The organism is Tessaracoccus aquimaris, from assembly GCF_001997345.1.
GTDB classification, from domain to species: domain Bacteria; phylum Actinomycetota; class Actinomycetes; order Propionibacteriales; family Propionibacteriaceae; genus Arachnia; species Arachnia aquimaris.
On record NZ_CP019606.1, the window covers coordinates 3,015,318 to 3,031,939 of the forward strand.

Below are 16,622 nucleotides of genomic sequence, written 5' to 3' on the forward strand. Positions count from 1 at the left end.
CCATCCTCCCACGCACCCAGCGGCGCGGTGCGGCGGTGCGGGTCAGCGACCCCGACCCGGTACGGGTAGTCCGAGCCAACCAGACGTCGACGGGTGGCCGCCCTCGAGTCGCTCGACCCGGGTCAGCCCCGGGTAGCGCTGCTTGACGGTCGCCTCGATGCGGTCGTGCAGCGTCGACCCGGCGGCGGGGCAGTCCTCGCAGGCGCCGCCGAAGTCGAGGGTCAGCACGTCGGGGGTCGCGTCGGAGACGGTGATGTGGCCGCCGTGCGACGCGACGTAACTGCTGAGCTCGCCCTCCAGCACCTCGCGGGCGATCAGGCCGAGCAGTTCGGCCGATCCCTCCTCGATCTCCCAACCGTCAAGGTCGACGGCCTGGCCGATCGCGTCGCGGATCCGGGGGCCGTGCTCGGTCCACGTCTGCGACGGGTCGAGCCACGTCCACACGCCGCCGCGCTCCACGAAGGCCTTGGTGAGGACGCCGTATTCGAGCATCGGGCCGATGGTGCCCGGCGCCTTGACGACGCGCCCGACGGGAATCTCGACGTCGGTGACCCAGCGGATCGCCTGCGGTTCGCCGGGGACGGCTTGGGGGTGCAGCGTGCGTTTCATGTCAGTGCTCCGACGACGGTGTGCGCGAGGAGGGCCATCACCCAGGCCGTCACGCCGAGATAGGTGAACGCGATGGCGGGCCATCGCCAGGTGCCGGTCTCGCGGCGCATCACGGCGAGCGTCGACATGCACTGCAGCGCATAGACGAAGAACACCAGCAGCGCGGCGATGGTGGGCGGGGTGAAGACCTTCTCGCCCTTGTGCGGGCCGCTGTCGTGGGTCATCCCGGCCAGCGCGGAGGACGGGTTCTCCGGGTCGGACGCCGAGGCGACCTGGCCGAGCGTCGAGACGAACACCTCGCGGGCGGCGAGCGAGGAGAGCACGCCGATGTTGACGCGCCAGTCGAAGCCGAGCGGCTCGAAGACCGGTTCGACGGCGTGCCCGACCCACGCTGCGGCCGAGTGGTCGAGCGTGTAGGCGGTGACGGCGACGTCGTCGGTCGGGTCGATCCCGGCGTCGACGAGTTCGGCGGTGCCGCGGACGGGGAGGTTGAGCAGCGCCCAGAGGACGACGGTGGTGAGCAGGATGATCGAGGTGACCTTGCGCAGGAACGCCTTGCACGCGTCCCACACCGAGATGGCGACGGTCTTCAGCCGCGGCAGCCGGTATGAGGGCATCTCCATGTAGAACGGCAGCCCGACGCCGGAGCGCCCGACGATCCGCTTGAAGAACCACGCGGACGTCATCGCGGAGGCCGCGCCGAGCAGGTACAGGCCGAACATGATGGCGCCCTGCGCACGGAACGGGCCCCAGCCGAGTTCCGGCGGCACCAGCATGCCGATCATCAGCACGTAGACGGGAAGCCGCGCGGAGCAGGTCATCAGCGGCGCGGCCATCATCGTCGCCAACCGGTCCTTGGCGGACGGAAGGGTCCTGGTCGCCATGATGCCGGGGATCGCACAGGCCAGGGAGCTGAGCAGCGCCACGAACGCGCGACCCTCCAGGCCCGCCGTCGCCATGATGCGGTCCATCAGGTAGGCGGCCCGCGAGAGGTAGCCGCTGCCCTCGAGCAGCGAGATCAGCACGAACAGCAGCGAGATCTGTGGCAGGAACACCAGCACGCCGCCGACGCCGCCGATCAGCGCGTCTGCCACGAAACTGGCGAGCCAGCCGATCGGGATGGTGGCGCGGGCGACCTCGCCGAGCCAGGCGAAGCCCTGTTCGATCCAGCCCTGCAGCGGCGCGGCGACCGCGAAGATCGTCTGGAAGAACAGGAACATCGTGACGAAGAAGATGATGCTGCCGAGCACGGGGTGCAGCAGGATCGCGTCGAGTTTCCCGGTGCGCGAGTCGGGGTCCGGCGGCGCGTAGTGGGCCGACTTCAGGACGGACTGGGCCCAGCCGACGACGTCCTCCGGTTCGGTGGGGGCGGGAACGGCGGCTTGGCCCAGCCGGACGGGTCGGCCAGCACCTCGCGAAGCGCCTCGACGCCCCGCCGTTCGCCCGCGACGACGGGAAGCACTTTCAGCCCGAGCGCCCGGCCGAGCGCCTCCGGGTCGACCCGGCCGCCCCGCCGAACCAGTTCGTCGACGAAGGTCAGCACGACGGCGGTCGGAAGGCCGGCCTGCAGCACCTGCGTGACGAGGCCGAGGCCGCGGCGCAGGTTGGTCGCGTCGACCACCAGCAGCACGCCGGAGAGTTCGTCGGCCTCCTCAAGCACCGCGGCGACGATCTGCTCGTCGGGGCTGATCGGGTCGAGCGAGTAGGTGCCTGGCAGGTCCTCGACGACGACGGGGCCAGCGGTCGTCTCGACGGCGCCCTCGTAGCGGGCGACCGTGACACCGGGATAGTTGCCGGTCTTGGCGCGCAGGCCGGTCAGGCCGTTGAACAGCGTGGTCTTTCCCGCGTTGGGCGACCCAACAAGCGCGACCCGGGCGGCGCCCTGCACGCTTGGCGCGGCGGGCGCTCCGTGGTGGTGATGCGTCATGCAGCGACCAGGATGCGGTGTGCCTCCGCGCGACGCAGCACGATCTCGATGCCGCCGACGCGGAACATCAGGGGGTCGCCAAGCGGGGCGCGGCGCAGCCTCTCGACGGTCTCGCCGGGCGTGAACCCGAGGTCGAACAGGCGCCTGGCAACGACGTCGTCGGAGTCGAACCCGACGATGGCGGAGGTCTCGCCCGCGGGCAGCACGTCCAGGGTGCGGGTCGACTGCGCGGCGAGTGCCTTCGCGGTCGTGCAGCGCCTGGCGGCGAAGCGTTCGACGAGGGTCATGGGAATTACGCTAACACCGCATCCCCAAATGCCGATCCCCGGGTCCGGATAGTTGGTGAGGCTTGCCTCATCGAGGTGCAGGAACGGGGCGTGACACGGGTTTACGCTTGGCGGGGAGAGGGGTGCCCATGACCGTCGTGATCGCCTTCGTGGCGAACATCCTGGTGGCGATCGCCAAGTCGATCGCCGCGTTCCTCACGGGCTCGGCGGCGATGGTCGCCGAGGCCGCCCACTCGTGGGCCGACGCTGGCAACGAGATCTTCCTGCTGATCGCCGACCGGGCGGGGGCACGGAAGAAGGACGCCAAGCATCCGTTCGGGTACGGCCGCAGTTCCTTCGTGTGGAGCCTGATCGCTGCGTTCGGCATCTTCACCGCCGGGTCGATCGTGTCGATCACCCACGGCATCACGGAACTGCGCAACCCCGCCCCCGTGGAAAGCCCCGGCATCGCCTACCTGGTGCTCGGCATCGCCTTCGTGCTGGAGGGGGCGTCGTTCACGCAGGCCCTGCTCAAGTCACGCAAGCTCGCGAGGCGACGCGGGCGCAGCACCTGGGACTACGTCCTCGGCACCTCCGACACCACGCTGCGCGCCGTCTTCTTCGAGGACGCCGCTGCCCTGGTCGGCCTGCTCCTCGCGGGCGGCGCGATCGCTCTGCATCAGGTGACCGGATACGCCTACTGGGACGCCATCGGCTCGATCGCCGTCGGCGTGCTGCTCGGCATCGTCGCCGTGGTCCTGATCCAGCGCAACCTTGCGTTCCTCGTCGGCACCTCCATCTCCACCGAACTGCGCGACGCCGCGGGTCGCGCGCTGCTGTCGTCGCCCGGCGTCTCGCGGGTGACGTACCTGCACATCGAGTACGTCGGTCCGAACCGCCTGTTCCTGGTCGCTGAGGTCGACCTGACGGGCGATCAGGCCGAGCACGACGTCGCCCGTCGACTGCGCGACATCGAGCGCCAGATCGAGGACCACGAACTGATCGAGGCGGTGGTGCTGTCGCTCTCGGTCGACGACGAACCGTCGCTCACCTTCGACGGTCCGGTCGGCAAGGCCTCGACGCTCATGACCGGCCTGGCCGAAGCGGACCCCGACCGGGACCCCGAGCCGCGGGATTGAGCCGCGGGGTTGGGCCTGGTGACGGCCCTGCGATGAGCATGTTTGGTGTCTCGTTGCGCGACACGCCGGGCGGGCTCAGGTGGTGGGTGCAACAACTTGGTTGGAGGGTTGTTGTGTCGTATCCGGGTGTGGTTCGGGAGATGGTGTTAGCCAGGATCGCTGGGGGTGAGTCTGGGTTCGCGGTAGCGCGGGAGACCGGGATTGGTCACGCGAGTGTGCGGAGGTGGGCCAAGCTCGCTGGTATGAGTTTCCAAGTTGGCCGTTTAGGTGGTGTCCCAGGAGCGGCGGAGCATCGACGTAAACGTCCCCTGCAACGGATCGAGCCTCAGATCGAGGAGGCTGACTGGGTCGACCCGCGAGGGTGTTTGACCCGGGAAGCTCGGGTCGTGATCGAGGTCCGACTCCGGGACGGCTGGTCCCAATCGAAGATTGCTGCCGTGCTCGGGGTGCATCGGTCAACGGTGTCGCGTGAGGTTCGACGGGTTCCTGGCCGGTATCGGGCCAGACCCGCCCAGCGCGCCAGGCAGGCTGCCGCTCGACGACCACGACCCTCGAAGCTTGGTCCCGGGACACCACTGCGCCGGGAGGTGATCACCGGTTTGAGCGGGCGGTACTCTCCCGAACAGATCGCTGGACGACTGAAACGACAGTTCCCTGACCGGCAGGATATGTGGGTGAGCCACGAAACGATCTATCAGGCGCTCTACGTTCAAGGGGCTGGCGCGCTCCGGCATGAACTGACCGTGGAGAAGGCACTCCGGTCAGGCCGGAAGAGCCGCAAACCGCAGTCGAAACTGGTCGGCGCGCCGGTGTCGTCCAGGTCCTGGATCGGGCCTGACACGATCATCACTGCCCGACCAGTCGAAGCCCTCGATCGGGCAGTACCTGGCCATTGGGAAGGTGACCTCGTGATCGGCCGCGACTCGCGTTCGGCGTTGATCACCCTGAACGAACGCGCTTCACGGTTCACGCTGATCTCCAGGCTCGATACCCATGACTCGGTCACCGTCACTGACCGGCTGCAGGAGATGATCCACCGGCTCCCCGCCGCGGCGTTCAAGACGTTGACCTGGGACCAAGGAGTCGAGATGGCCCGGCATGCTCAGTTCACGATCGCGAGCGGTATCCGGGTGTTCTTCTGTGATCCTCACTCGCCCTGGCAGCGGCCCACCAACGAGAACGGGAACGGACTCATCAGAGATTTCTTCCCGAAGGGCACTGATTTCACCACCGTGACCGATCAAGAGATCGCCGACATGGAGACCAGCCTCAACAACAGACCCCGCAAGGTCTTGAACTTCGCCACCCCCGCTGAAACACTCCAACAAATACTCAACGTTGCGTCGACCACTTGAAACCGCCCCGGGAGTTCGCGGCAGATCTGACAACGAGTAACCAAACATGCTCAAGGTCTGACCCTCTCACCGGCACCTGCATCACGCCGCGCGGTTGGGGCAGGCTGACTAGATTGGTCCCATGGGCAAGGTCACATCTCTCGCCGATGCCACCAGGATCGTGATCCTGAGCGGCGCTGGACTGTCGACGGCGGCCGGAATACCCGACTTCCGCGGGCCGAACGGGCTCTGGACGCGCGACCCGTTCGCCGAACTCGTCTCCAATCTCTCCTGGTACCTCCGCGACGAGGACGTCCGGAAGTCGGCATGGCAGCGCCGCGCCGACCCGGCCGCCTGGGCCGCGAAGCCGACGCCCGCCCACGAGGCGATCGTCGAACTGGAGCGGCAGGGCCGCCTCCGGGCCGTCATCACGCAGAACACCGACGGCCTGCAGCAGGTCGCCGGGTCATCGCCGCGCCTCGTGCACGAGATCCACGGGTCGATGCGCACCTGGCGCTGCGAGATGTGCGGCAAGGGCGGCCCCATGGAGGAGATGGTCGCCCGGGTCCAAGCCGGGGAGGACGACCCCCGCTGCCCGCACTGCGGCGGCATCACCCGCGCCACCGTCATCCTCTTCGAGGAGGTCCTCGACGCGGACGTGCTGGAGGCCTCGGTGAAGGCCGCGGAGGACTGCGACGCCATCATCGCCGTCGGCACCACGCTGAGCGTGTACCCGGTCGCGGCGCTGTTCCCGCTCGCCAAGGAGCGGGGCGCCTACACGGTGATCGTCAACGACTCCCCCACCGCCTACGACGACGAGGCGGACGAGGTGATCAGGGGCGACCTGGACGAGACACTTCCCCGCCTTCTCGGCCTTGAGGTCGGCTCGTCGACATGATCCCGCCACGCCACGCCGGCACCTTCGAGACCCTCGCAGAACGCGTCCTGCAGGCGGTCGAACAGGTGCCGACGGGCAGCGTGGTCTCCTACGGCGACGTGGCCGGGATCGTCGGGACGACCCCGCGGATCGTCGGCTCCGTGATGAGCCAGTACGGCTCCGGCGTTGCCTGGTGGCGCGTCACGAACCGCGACGGCCAACTGCCTGCGCACCTGCTGGAGGAGGCGCGTCGGCACTGGGCCGAGGAGGGCATCGCTGCGGGCGAGGGCGGTTGCCGGATCCGGCAGCACCGCGCCGACCTGGACGAGGTCGCGGCGCGCTACGAGGACGCGATCGCCGCGCTCGGCCTCGAGCCCGCTTAGGAGCGCGTCAGGCGGCCTTCGCGCCATGGCCGGTGAGCACCGCAACGGTGGACACCTTCGTCGAGGCGAACCGCGAAGCCGCCGATAGGGCGGCGGCGGCCGATGGCTCGACCCAGATCCCGGCCGAGAACAGCGCGGCCTCCGCGGCGGCGATCTGCTCGTCCGTGACCGTCACGACGCGCCCGCGGGTCGCCGCGACGGCCGCGAGCGTGATGAGGCCCTGCCGCTCGTAGCCGCGCAGGGCGTCGGCGATGGCCCCCGCCCTTGTCGTCGACCAGCGGCCACCCGCCCCGAGCGCCCCCTCCCACTGCTCGGGCGTGTCCCCCGCGGCCCACGCCGCGGCCAACGGGGCGACCGCGGCGGACTGGACGGCGATCATGGCGGGCACCCGCCGCGCGGCCCCGACGGCGACGAGGTCGGCGAAACCCTGCGCGATGCCCCTCAGCAGCGGCCCGGCTCCGACCGGGACCACCACACGGTCCGGGGTGTGACCGAGGTCGGCGACCAACTCCGCGGCGATGCCCCGGTAGGCCTCCGCTGTGATCGGGTTCTGGTACGTCGTCGTCACGTTGACGACCCCCGGCCCCTCCGCCTGCTCGGCGCGACGGTAGGCGTCGCTGTAGTCGCCGTCGACCCGGGCGACCCGGGCGCCGAAGCGGGCGGCGGCGCGCACCTTCTCGGCTGCTCCCGGGCTGTCTCCGACGATGATCCGGCAGCCGAGTCCCGCAGCGGCGGCGTAGGCGGCGGCCGAGGCTGCGGCGTTGCCCGTGGAGGCGACCACCAGCGACTCGGCGCCCGCGTCGACGGCGGCGGAGACGGCCAGGGCCATGCCGCGGTCCTTGAAAGAGAGGGTGGGGTTCATCGACTCGAGTTTCAGCCACAGCCGCGGGGCACCGCCCCATTCGACGCTCGGGGTATTGCCCTCGCCGAGCGTGATCCTCGTCGTGGTCGCGGGCAGCATGGCCGCGTGCCGCCAGATCCCCGACGCCCGCTCAGGCGACGGCGCGGCGGTCAGGGGCGCGAGGTCGAGCACGGCGCAGCCCCCACAGGTCGCACAGCGACGCCCATCGGTGGGGACGCCGCACAGCCCGCACACGGCCCTCCAGGCGCGTCCGGCCGTCACCGACTGGCCCCTTTGGTGGTGCTTAGCGGGTCGTCGATGGCCATGGCACCCTCCGAAACGGTGTGGCGGTCTAGCGCACTTTGCCGGATTCTGGAACAGAATTCTGACATTGCGGCAGTGTCGCCGCCACCCCCGAATGGAGCCCCATGGACGTCCTCGACCTCACCGCTCAACTCGTCGCCATCGATTCGCAGAACCCGGGCGCGGGAGAGGCGGAGATCGCAGCCTTCGTCCAGGACTGGGCGACCACCCGGGGCTTCGACGCCACCCGCCTGGAGTTCGAGGCCGGACGGCCGAACGTGCTGATCACCGCCGACCTGGGCAACGGGCCCCACCTCGGGCTCACCGGCCACCTCGACACCAAGCCGATCGGCGATGCGATCAGCCAGTGGGCGACGCCCCCGCTGACCCTCACCGTGGACGGCGACACCGCATACGGGCTCGGTGCGACCGACATGAAGGGCGCCGTCGCGGCCATGCTGATCGCGTTGGAGCGGTTCACCGCCGCGCCCTCCGGGGGGCTCGGCAAGGTGTCGGTGATCCTCACGGCCGACGAGGAGCAGGGCTCCGACGCGGGCGCGCAGTCCCTGATCGGGTCGTCCGACTGGGCGCGACCCGACGCCCTGGTGATCGGGGAGCCCAGCGGCATCGACGACCCGTGGGAGGCGATGTTCCTCGTCTCGCGCGGGATCTGCTGCTTCGAGATCGACATCGAGACGACGCAGGGGCACTCTGGGCTCTCACCCCGACTCGGCCGCAACGCGATGCTGGTGGCCGCGGACGTGCTGCGCGCGTTCGAGGCATTCGACCCTCCGGTCGCCCGGCCCGGCAGGACGCCCGCGGTCGCCACCGTCAACCCGGGGATGCTGATCTCCGGCGGCGTCTGCTTCGGCGTCTGGCCGGGTCGCTGCACCGTCGGCGTCGAGATCCGCACAGTGCCTGGCATGATGCGCGACGAGGTCCGCGCGGCCGTCGCCGACCTCGTCGAGCGCACCGTCGGCGGGCAGGGGCGGGCCACCATCCGGTACGCCGAGGGGTCGCTCGGCTGGATGCCTGCCACGGAGATCGACCCGGAGCATCCGGCGGTGACGGCGGCCTCCGCGGCCGCGCGGGCGGTGCTCGGCAGGCGACTCCCGTTCGCCGCCTACCCCGGTGGAACGGACGCGGCCTACTTCATGGGCGAGGCCGCCATCCCGACGGTGGTGAGCCTCGGACCCGGCTGGCTGAGCGTCGCGCACGGCGCCAACGAGAAGGTCGGCGTCGGCCACCTGGACGACGCGACCCGTCTGTACGAGCACCTGCTGCGCGAGTATCGCCACGATCTAGAGTGACCTGGTGATCGCACCCAAGTACCAGCGGATAGCAACGACGCTCCGCAAGAGATACCGGGCCTCGCCGGAGGGCGAGCGGCTGCCATCGGAACGCACCCTCGCTGCGGAGTTCGACGTCAGCCTCATGACCGTCAGGCAGGCGCTGAACCTGCTCCAGGACGACGGCCTGGTGCTCCGCGTGCTGGGAAAGGGCACCTTCGTGCGGCACGGCGTGATCGCGAAGGGAAACTCGCTGACCTCCTTCACGGAGGAGATGCGGGTCAAGGGCCTCGAGCCGAGCACCCGCCTGCTCGGGGTCGAGTTCGTGCGACCGGACGACGACGCGGTCCGCGCGCTGCAACTCTCGCGGAACGAGCGGGTGTTGTGGATGGAGAGACTGCGACTGGCCGACGGCGAGCCGATCTGCGTGGAGGTGTCCCAGATCCCCGAGCGCCTCGCCGACGGGCTCATCGAGGCGGGCGAGCGCTCGCTGCACGAGGCGCTTGCCGCCAACGACGCACGACCCATGACCGCGGAGCGCCGGATCAGGGCGACGCTCGCCAGCGACCGCGAGGCGCGGATCCTCCGCGTCCCCCCGCAGGACGCGATCCTCAACATCCGCCACCTCTTCGCCGACGGCAAGGGCCGCCTCGTGCAACTGGCCGACTCCTCCTACCGCGCCGACCGCTATCAGGTCCTCGGCACCATCAACCGGCCAACGCCGTGACCGCCGTCCGCCTCACCCCCACCGTCTGGCAGGTCGGCGGCGCCGACGGCCCCGCCGCCACCGACGGGTACGACGCCAACCTCTACCTCGTCTGGGACGGTAGGTGCGGGATGCTGATCGACGCGGGCACGGGACGCGGGGCGAGGCGTTGGCTCGACAACATCGTCGAGGTGACCGGAGACCTCCGCGCGGTCGAGGCGGTGCTCATCACGCACTACCACGCCGACCACGCCGGAGGGGCTCAGCGGGCGGCAGGCGCACTGTTCTCCGTGCTCGGCAGCGAGCGCACCGTCGCCGCCCTGCTTGCCGCCGACGAGGAGGCGACATCACTGGCGAGGGCGCGTCGGGCGGGCGTCTACCCGGACGACTACCGCCTCGTCGCCTGCCCGTCGGCGCGCGCGGTGCACGGCCCTGTCGGCGTCGGCTCATTGCTGTTCGACGTGCGGCCCGCGCCCGGCCACTGCGACGGGCACATCGTCGTCGAGTTGCACGAACCGGGCGGGGTGTCGCTGTTCACCGGCGACGTGGTGTTCCCCGGCGGCACCGTCAGCGTCCAACCGCTGCCCGACTGCAGGCTGAGCGACTACGCCGACACCGTCGCCCGACTCGCCGAGCGCCCAGTCGACGCGATCTTCCCGGGGCACGGTCCCGTCGAACTGGATGCGGACCGCTGCCGCGCGTCGCTGCGGTCGGCCGCGGACGCCTTCGGCCGACTGCGCCTTCCCCCGAACTTCATCAGTTGAGGTCGACGGGGGCGCCGGTGGCCAGCGAGGCGGTCATCGCCTCCGCGAGGTCGATGCCCCACACGGCCTCCCACATCGGCATCAGGTCGTTCGGGCGGCGGCCCGCGAACACGTCGGTCGCGTAGTCGACCTCGGCGCGGATCGCCCCGCCGACCCGGCCGTCGACGAGCGGCCACAGGAACGGGTTGGGCGACCAGGAGGCGTCGTTCCACAGCGTGAAGCCGTCGCTCAGCAGCCGTTGCCGGGCGACCCCGGCCGACCCGTGCGCCTCGGCCTCGGCGACGATCGCACCGGGCAGTTCGAGGGCCCCGGACTCGGTCTGGGGTGCGCCCGGCGGGATGGTCCAGGCCGTCTCGACGGTGACGAGGACGCCCCCGGTGAACTCGATCAGGGCGCTCGCGACCGAGGGTGCCGCCGATCCGGCGGCGGCGCTACGGGCGGCGTAGACGCGCCGCGCAGGCTGCCTGAGGATCGAGATGGCGATGTCGAGGTCGTGGATGCACGACTCCCACACCGGATCGACCCTGCCGCCGAAGGACGCGTACCACTCGCGGGAGAAGTCGCGGCGCAGTCGCAGCGACCACAGGTCGCCCACCCGGCCGTCGGCGATCGAGGTCCGCAGTTGCCGGTACGGGGCGGCGAAACGGGAGATGTGGCCCGCCACGATCTCGCGGCTGGCGTCCTCCGCTGCGGAGGCAAGGCCTGCGGCCTCTGCTGCGCTGACGGCGAATGGCTTCTCGACGAGGACGTGGCAGCCGGCGGCGAGCGCCTGGAGCGCGAGCGGGGCGTGCGATGGCTCGTCGGTCGCGACCACGACGGCGTCGGCTGGCACCCGCGCAAGCAGGCCCGCCAGGTCGTCGCCGGAGACGGCCCCGGCCGCGAGGGTCGCGGCACGCTCGGGGTCGAGGTCAACCACCCCGACGATCTCGGCCCCTCCCTCTCGCCACACCCGCGCGTGCAAGGTCCCGAACCGCCCAGCCCCGGCGATCACCACCCGCAGCCCCATCGTCGACCTACTCTCTGACTGCTATGTCACGGATCCGGCGGGCCTCGTCGGCCGTCAGGTGGCCGAGGCCTCGGGAGATCTCCTGTGCCGCGCCGCGCACGGCCGCCCCCAGCGCGTCGATGCGCTCAAAATCGAATCGTTCGGTCGGGGTGGAGACGCTGATCGCCGCCACCGCCCTTCCGGTGCTGTCGAAGATCGGCGCTCCGACGCAGCAGATGCCCCGCTCGTTCTCCTCGAGATCGGTGCTGTAGCCACGCTCCCTGTCGCGCCCCAACTCCTCGCGGAACTGGTCGGCGTCGAGGCCCGAGCCCAGTTGCCGGACGCTGTCCTCGAGCACCCGCTCGACCGTCTCGTCGGAGGAGTTCGCAAGGATCGCCTTGCCCATCGCGGTGCGCACGGCAGGCATCACCGCGCCCACCTGCGAGAACATCCGCACGGGATGGCTGCTGTCGATCTTGTCGATGTAGACCATGTGGGGCGAGGCGAGGGTGCCGAGGTGCACCGTCTCGTTGGTGGAGGCGTTCAGCGACGCCAGGTGTGCCGTGGCCTCGCGTCGCAGTTCGACGCCGTCGAGGAAGGCGCCCGCGAGCACCAGGGTGCCGAGCCCCAGCGCGTGCAGGCCGCCGCTGGTCTCCCGGACGAGTTCCTTGGTCCGCAGCGCGGCGAGCATCCGGTGCACGGTCGGCATCGTCAGGCCCGTCTCCCTCGACAGGTCGGCCAGCGACATGCCGTCGGGGTGGGCGGCGAGCGTGTACAGGATGCTCGTCGCCCTGTCGAGCGCCCGCAGGCCCTCCGGTCCTCGTCGGCCTGCCTTGACCTCGGTGTCTGGCGCGTCCTGCATGGCGATCCTCCGGTGCTAGTCGGCCCTTGTTCCTACGATACGGCGCAGGGTCTGGGCCACCCGTTCTACGGCTGCACTGAAGATACCCGCTCCCTTCGCCTCGTCTGCGAGCCGGGGGTCGCCAACGATCCCGTCGGGGCCGAACTCCTCGAAGCGCCGGTGCCTCACGACGCCCGCGGTGCTGAAGAGCGACGGGTCGGGATAGGCGGGTGCGCCTGGCCGCGCCGGGATCCGGTCCCCTCTGACGAGGTCGGGCCACAGCGACAGCGAGATGGAGGTCTCCAACGCGCAGGCGTGGCCCATGCTGTCGGCCGGGAACGCCTGGCGCGCCTCGTCGCCGATCCGCTCGAAATACGTGACGGCCCAGGCACCCACGCCCCGCTCCAGCAGTTCCTGCAGCGCGGCGTTCAGTGGGCCGCGGTTGCCGCCGTGGCCGTTGACGAACACAGGGACGAAGCCGTCGGCCGCGAGGCTCCCGGCGACGTCGGCGACGAGGTCCATGAACGTGCGGACCCGCAGCGACACGGTGCCGGGGAAGCTGCGGTGATGCTCCGAACAGCCGATCGGAAGCGGGTCGAGCAGCAGGGTGCCCTCGACCCGCAACACGGCGGCCTCCGCGACGCCGGCGGCGATCCGGATGTCGGTGCCGAGCGGCAGGTGGGGGCCGTGTTGCTCCACGGCCCCGACCGGCACGACCACCACGGCTCCGCGACGCTCGGCCGCCTCGTCCGTGGTGAGTTCGGCGAGCCTGATCCGGGGTTGGTTCACCGCAGTTCCAGGCTGAAGGTCTGGATCTCCGTCATCTCCATCACCGACCAGGGCCCTCCGGATCGTCCGATGCCGCTTGCGGCCCCCGCGGCGCCGCCCGCCGGGATCGAGGGCTCCCAGTAGGCGCTGGTGTCGTTGATGTTGACGTGTCCGACGCGCAGGCTCTCCCCAGCGTCAACGCCTTCTCGACGTCGCGGGAGAAGATGCCGGAGTGGAGCCCGAACCGGCTGGCGCTGAGCAGGCTGCCCAGCTCGTCGTCGGTGTCGAAGTGCACGAGCGGGGCGACGGGGCCGAAGGTCTCGGCGCGGTGCAGGTCCGAGTCGGCTGGGACGTCGTCGACGACGGTCGGCAGCACGTAGTTGGAGGTGGGCGCGCCCTGCAGTCGCTCGCCGCCGATGACGACCCGGGCGCCCGATTCGACGGCGCGGCTCACCTGCCCGAGCACCGTCTCGGCGAGTTCGGAGCGGTGCACGGGGCCCATGGTTGTGGCGGCGTCGAACGGGTCGCCGAGCACGAACCGCTTCGACTGTTCGGCGATGGCCTCCGCGAGTTGTGCGGCGATCGAGCCGTGCACGAGGATCCGGCCCGAGGCGGTGCAGATCTGTCCGGCGTTGGTGAAGCTACCCGTCGCGATCTTCTCGGCCGCTCGCTCGATGTCGGCGTCGGCCAGCACGATGGTCGGCCCGTTGCCGCCGAGTTCGAGGAAGCTCGGCTTGCCGACGGCGGCGATCTGCACCGCGTTGCCGACCGGGGTGGAGCCGGTGAAGCCGACGGCGTCGACACCCGGGTGCGAGGCGAGCGCCTGCCCGACGACCGGCCCGTCTCCCGTGATGAAGTTCAGCGCGCCTGCCGGCCACAGGCCCGCGATGATCTGGGCGAGCAGAGCGTGCGTCGAGTTCACCGACGGCGCCCCGACCCACACCATGGTGTTGCCCGCCGCAAGGCCCGGCCCGAAGTAGTACTGCGTCGCGATCCCGAGCGGGAAGTTCCACGGCGTGAGGATGCCGTAGACGCCGCGCGGCCGGCGGACGGTGAGGAGCCGCTTGCCCGGCGTCGACAGGGGGTAGTGCGCCTCGGTCAGCCAGCGCGCCTGCCCTCCTGCTGCCTCGAGGGCCGCCGCGCTCGCCTCGACCTCGCCGGGCGCGTCGCCGTGGTAGGTCTTGCCGTGTTCCAGCGCCAGCAGGTCGGCGAACTCGGACGCGTGCGCCCGGATCGACGCCGCGGTGGCGCGCAGCAGGTCGCCGCGCTCGTCCAGCGTCAGGGCGGCGACCGCGGGAAGTGCGGCGCGCGCTGCGGCGACGGCGAGGTCGACGTCCTCCGGGGTGCCGAGCAGGATCTCCGAGACGGCGTCGCCCTTGGACGGTGAGGTGTAGGTCCTGGTCTCGCGGCGCGGCGAGTGCTGCCGGCCCGCGATCAGCATCTGGGGGTGGTGGAGGGTCATGGTTCAGGTCCTTTCGAGGTGGTGATCGACGGCGAGGAGGGTCTCGACGGCCCGGTCCGCGTCGTCGGTGGTGGAGTAGAGATGGAAGCCGATCCGGAGGCGGCCGAGCCGGATCGCCGCGCGGAGCCCGGCGGCCTCGAGCGCCTCGGCGACGGGGTGCGGGTCGCGCAGCGGGACGGACACGATCGGCGAGGCGACCTCGGTGGGGAGCGTCGCGACGCCGCCCTCCGCCAGGGCGTCGGAGAGGCGCGCGGCAAGGCCGGTCGCGTGGGACTCGATCAGTGCTGGGTCGAGGCTCTCGAGCAGTTCGAGCCCGCACTCCGCACCCGCCCAACTGAGCCAACTCGGGGACTGGCTCAGCCCGTGCCCGCCCGGCAACGGCTCCGCGGGGAAGCCGTAGGAGCCGCGCCCGCTGGGCGTCATGCCGTAGGGGCTGGCAGCGAAGATCGGTGGCAGCGCGAGGCCCTCGGCCACGTAGACGTAGCCGGTGCCCCTGGCCGACAGGAGGCCCTTGTAGCCGGCGACCGCCAACGCGGCGAGCCGCCGGGCGTGGCAGCCGAGGCCGACGATGCCCGCCGACTGGGTCGCGTCGACCACGACCTGGGCGCCGACCGCCTCTGCGGCGTCGAGCACCCGCTCCAGGTCGACCCGCTCGCCGGTGGCCGAGGAGATCGACGACAGCGCCACCACGCCGCAGCCCTTCGAGATGGCCCGAATGAAGGTCTCGCTGGTGTAGGGGCCGGCGACCCGTCTGACGCGGTCCCCGAAGGCGGCGCTCGCGGGCAGCGCGATCGACTGGAACTCATCGTCGTGGAGCACGACATCGCCCTGGCGTCGGGCAAGGGCGACGAACACCCCGGCCAGCGGCGGCACGACCGACGAGGTCGTCCCGACGAGGCGCTCCGGCACGCCCGCCATCCTGGCCCAGCGCTGCCTGGAGCGCTCCATGTCGGCCTCCCAGCGGGAGTAGTGGACGCCCGCGACGGCCCACGCGTCGAGGGCCTCCCTCGTCGCGGCGACCGTCGCGATGGTCGGCAGCCCCATGCTCGGGTGTCAAGGTAGCCGGATGGCACCGTGAACCGGTCGCGCACGTCGAGGGAGGTCATGGTCAGATCTGTTCCACGTCCTCCGGCACCCCGGAGTCGACCGAGCGCAGGATGGCGTCGTTGACGGCGACGTCGCGCAACGCCTCCTCGACGGTGATGACGAACGGCTTGTCGTGCGCGACGGCGTCGACGAAGTGGGCGACCTCCGCGGCCAGGTCGCCGCCGATCAGCCCGTTGACCTCGGGCCAGTGGAGCGCGTCCGGCAGTTCGAATGCGTCCTTGCCGTAGATCTTCATGCCGTGGTCGCGCACGTCGATCTCGACGATGCCCTCGGTTCCGAACAGTTCGAGGCGGCCGTCGATCTGCACCGGGGTGTCCTCGGGGCGGGTCCAGCCGTTGAACAGTTCGCCGACGCCGCCGTTGGCGAGGTCGACGACCGACAAGATGGCGTCCTCAGACTCGACGCCGAGCGATGGCATCAGCTTGCGAACCGCGCGCGAGTAGACGCGGGTGATGGGCTGTCCGGTGATCCACTGCACGGCGTCGACGTCGTGGATGCCGACGTAGAACAGCACGCTGGAGGAGCCGTTCATCCGGGTGCCGACGGCGCGACTGGCGATCCTGCCCGCCTTGAAGTGCAGCGGTTCGCCGATCTTGCCGTCGCGTACCGCGGCGGCGGCGCCCGCGTAGCGGGGGTCGAACCGCATGATCTGCCCGACCATCAGCCGGGCGCCGCCCTCCTCGGCGGCCGCGGCGATCCGGCGGGCCACCTCGAGGGTGTGGGCCATCGGCTTCTCGAGCAGCACTGGCTTGCCCGCGCGGAGGATCTCGACGGCGGCGTCCTCGTGCAGTTTGTCCGGAAGAGCCACGATGAACGCGTCGACCGTCCCGCCCGCGAGCGCCTCGGCGACCGACGGGAGGTAGGCGACGCCCAGGCCTTCGGCGACCGGACGGCCGACCGTCTCGTTCAGGTCGACGACGCCGACCAGCGTCGCCGCGGTCGACTCCTTGACGGTGCGCGCGTGCAGCTCGCCCATGAAGCCGGCCCCGACCACTGCGATGTTGAGGGACATGGGTTTCCT

At 70.9% G+C, this 16,622-nt stretch carries 15 protein-coding genes and 2 pseudogenes; 7 read left to right on the forward strand and 10 right to left on the reverse strand.

Annotated features, from left to right (window positions below; all coding sequences use genetic code 11):
• Positions 1-42 precede the first annotated feature (42 nt).
• From BW730_RS13795 to BW730_RS13805, 3 genes and pseudogenes are all read right to left on the reverse strand, one after another.
• Entirely contained in the window at positions 43-609 is a 567-nt protein-coding gene (locus tag BW730_RS13795) for a NifU family protein (RefSeq protein WP_158522671.1), read from the reverse strand.
• A pseudogene (gene feoB / locus BW730_RS13800) lies at positions 606-2,536 on the reverse strand (ferrous iron transporter B). The gene BW730_RS13795 and the pseudogene feoB overlap by 4 nt, the downstream one beginning before the upstream one ends.
• The gene (locus BW730_RS13805) at positions 2,533-2,823 is read right to left on the reverse strand and encodes a FeoA family protein (protein WP_077686764.1); all 291 of its coding nucleotides are present in this window, start codon (positions 2,821-2,823) and stop codon (positions 2,533-2,535) included. The pseudogene feoB and the gene BW730_RS13805 overlap by 4 nt, the downstream one beginning before the upstream one ends.
• 128 nt (positions 2,824-2,951) lie before the next feature.
• Here BW730_RS13805 and BW730_RS13810 point away from each other — a divergent pair, with 128 nt between their 5' ends.
• The 4 genes from BW730_RS13810 (at position 2,952) to BW730_RS13825 (ending at position 6,535) form a co-directional block, all read left to right on the forward strand.
• Entirely contained in the window at positions 2,952-3,941 is a 990-nt protein-coding gene (locus BW730_RS13810; protein WP_077686765.1) for a cation diffusion facilitator family transporter, read from the forward strand.
• Between the two features lie 242 nt (positions 3,942-4,183).
• The gene (locus BW730_RS13815; RefSeq protein ID WP_226996699.1) at positions 4,184-5,296 is read left to right on the forward strand and encodes an IS30 family transposase; all 1,113 of its coding nucleotides are present in this window, start codon (positions 4,184-4,186) and stop codon (positions 5,294-5,296) included.
• Between the two features lie 121 nt (positions 5,297-5,417).
• Positions 5,418-6,173, forward strand: a complete 756-nt coding sequence (locus BW730_RS13820) for an SIR2 family NAD-dependent protein deacylase (protein ID WP_077686766.1) — start codon at positions 5,418-5,420, stop codon at positions 6,171-6,173.
• Positions 6,170-6,535, forward strand: coding sequence for an MGMT family protein (locus tag BW730_RS13825; protein WP_077686767.1), 366 nt, complete (start codon positions 6,170-6,172; stop codon positions 6,533-6,535). Before BW730_RS13820 ends, BW730_RS13825 begins: the two co-directional genes overlap by 4 nt.
• Before the next feature lie 7 nt (positions 6,536-6,542).
• Here BW730_RS13825 and BW730_RS13830 read toward each other — a convergent pair whose 3' ends face one another.
• Positions 6,543-7,658: a pyridoxal-phosphate dependent enzyme gene (locus BW730_RS13830; RefSeq protein ID WP_145952882.1), complete on the reverse strand. Its 1,116-nt coding sequence runs from the start codon at positions 7,656-7,658 to the stop codon at positions 6,543-6,545.
• 146 nt (positions 7,659-7,804) lie between these two features.
• Between BW730_RS13830 and BW730_RS13835 the strand changes: the two genes are divergently transcribed.
• The 3 genes from BW730_RS13835 to BW730_RS13845 are packed head-to-tail and all read left to right on the forward strand — an operon-like array spanning position 7,805 to position 10,438.
• On the forward strand, positions 7,805-8,989 hold the full coding sequence (locus BW730_RS13835; RefSeq protein ID WP_077686769.1) for a M20 family metallopeptidase: 1,185 nt from the start codon (positions 7,805-7,807) through the stop codon (positions 8,987-8,989).
• 4 nt (positions 8,990-8,993) lie between these two features.
• Positions 8,994-9,695: a GntR family transcriptional regulator gene (locus BW730_RS13840; protein WP_077686770.1), complete on the forward strand. Its 702-nt coding sequence runs from the start codon at positions 8,994-8,996 to the stop codon at positions 9,693-9,695.
• Entirely contained in the window at positions 9,692-10,438 is a 747-nt protein-coding gene (locus tag BW730_RS13845; protein WP_077686771.1) for an MBL fold metallo-hydrolase, read from the forward strand. The genes BW730_RS13840 and BW730_RS13845 overlap by 4 nt, the downstream gene beginning before the upstream one ends.
• Here BW730_RS13845 and BW730_RS13850 read toward each other — a convergent pair.
• From BW730_RS13850 to BW730_RS13875, 6 genes and pseudogenes are all read right to left on the reverse strand, one after another.
• Complete coding sequence (locus tag BW730_RS13850) at positions 10,431-11,444, reverse strand: Gfo/Idh/MocA family protein (protein WP_077686772.1); 1,014 nt, start codon at positions 11,442-11,444, stop codon at positions 10,431-10,433. The genes BW730_RS13845 and BW730_RS13850 overlap by 8 nt on opposite strands.
• A 7-nt stretch (positions 11,445-11,451) precedes the next feature.
• Entirely contained in the window at positions 11,452-12,285 is an 834-nt protein-coding gene (locus BW730_RS13855) for an IclR family transcriptional regulator (RefSeq protein WP_077686773.1), read from the reverse strand.
• A gap of 15 nt (positions 12,286-12,300) precedes the next feature.
• The gene (locus tag BW730_RS13860) at positions 12,301-13,053 is read right to left on the reverse strand and encodes a creatininase family protein (RefSeq protein ID WP_158522672.1); all 753 of its coding nucleotides are present in this window, start codon (positions 13,051-13,053) and stop codon (positions 12,301-12,303) included.
• Positions 13,050-14,494, reverse strand: a pseudogene (locus BW730_RS13865) (aldehyde dehydrogenase family protein). Before BW730_RS13865 ends, BW730_RS13860 begins: the two are co-directional and overlap by 4 nt.
• A 3-nt stretch (positions 14,495-14,497) precedes the next feature.
• On the reverse strand, positions 14,498-15,538 hold the full coding sequence (locus BW730_RS13870; RefSeq protein WP_077686776.1) for an aminotransferase class V-fold PLP-dependent enzyme: 1,041 nt from the start codon (positions 15,536-15,538) through the stop codon (positions 14,498-14,500).
• Between the two features lie 64 nt (positions 15,539-15,602).
• On the reverse strand, positions 15,603-16,613 hold the full coding sequence (locus BW730_RS13875) for a Gfo/Idh/MocA family protein (RefSeq protein ID WP_077686777.1): 1,011 nt from the start codon (positions 16,611-16,613) through the stop codon (positions 15,603-15,605).
• Positions 16,614-16,622 lie beyond the last annotated feature (9 nt).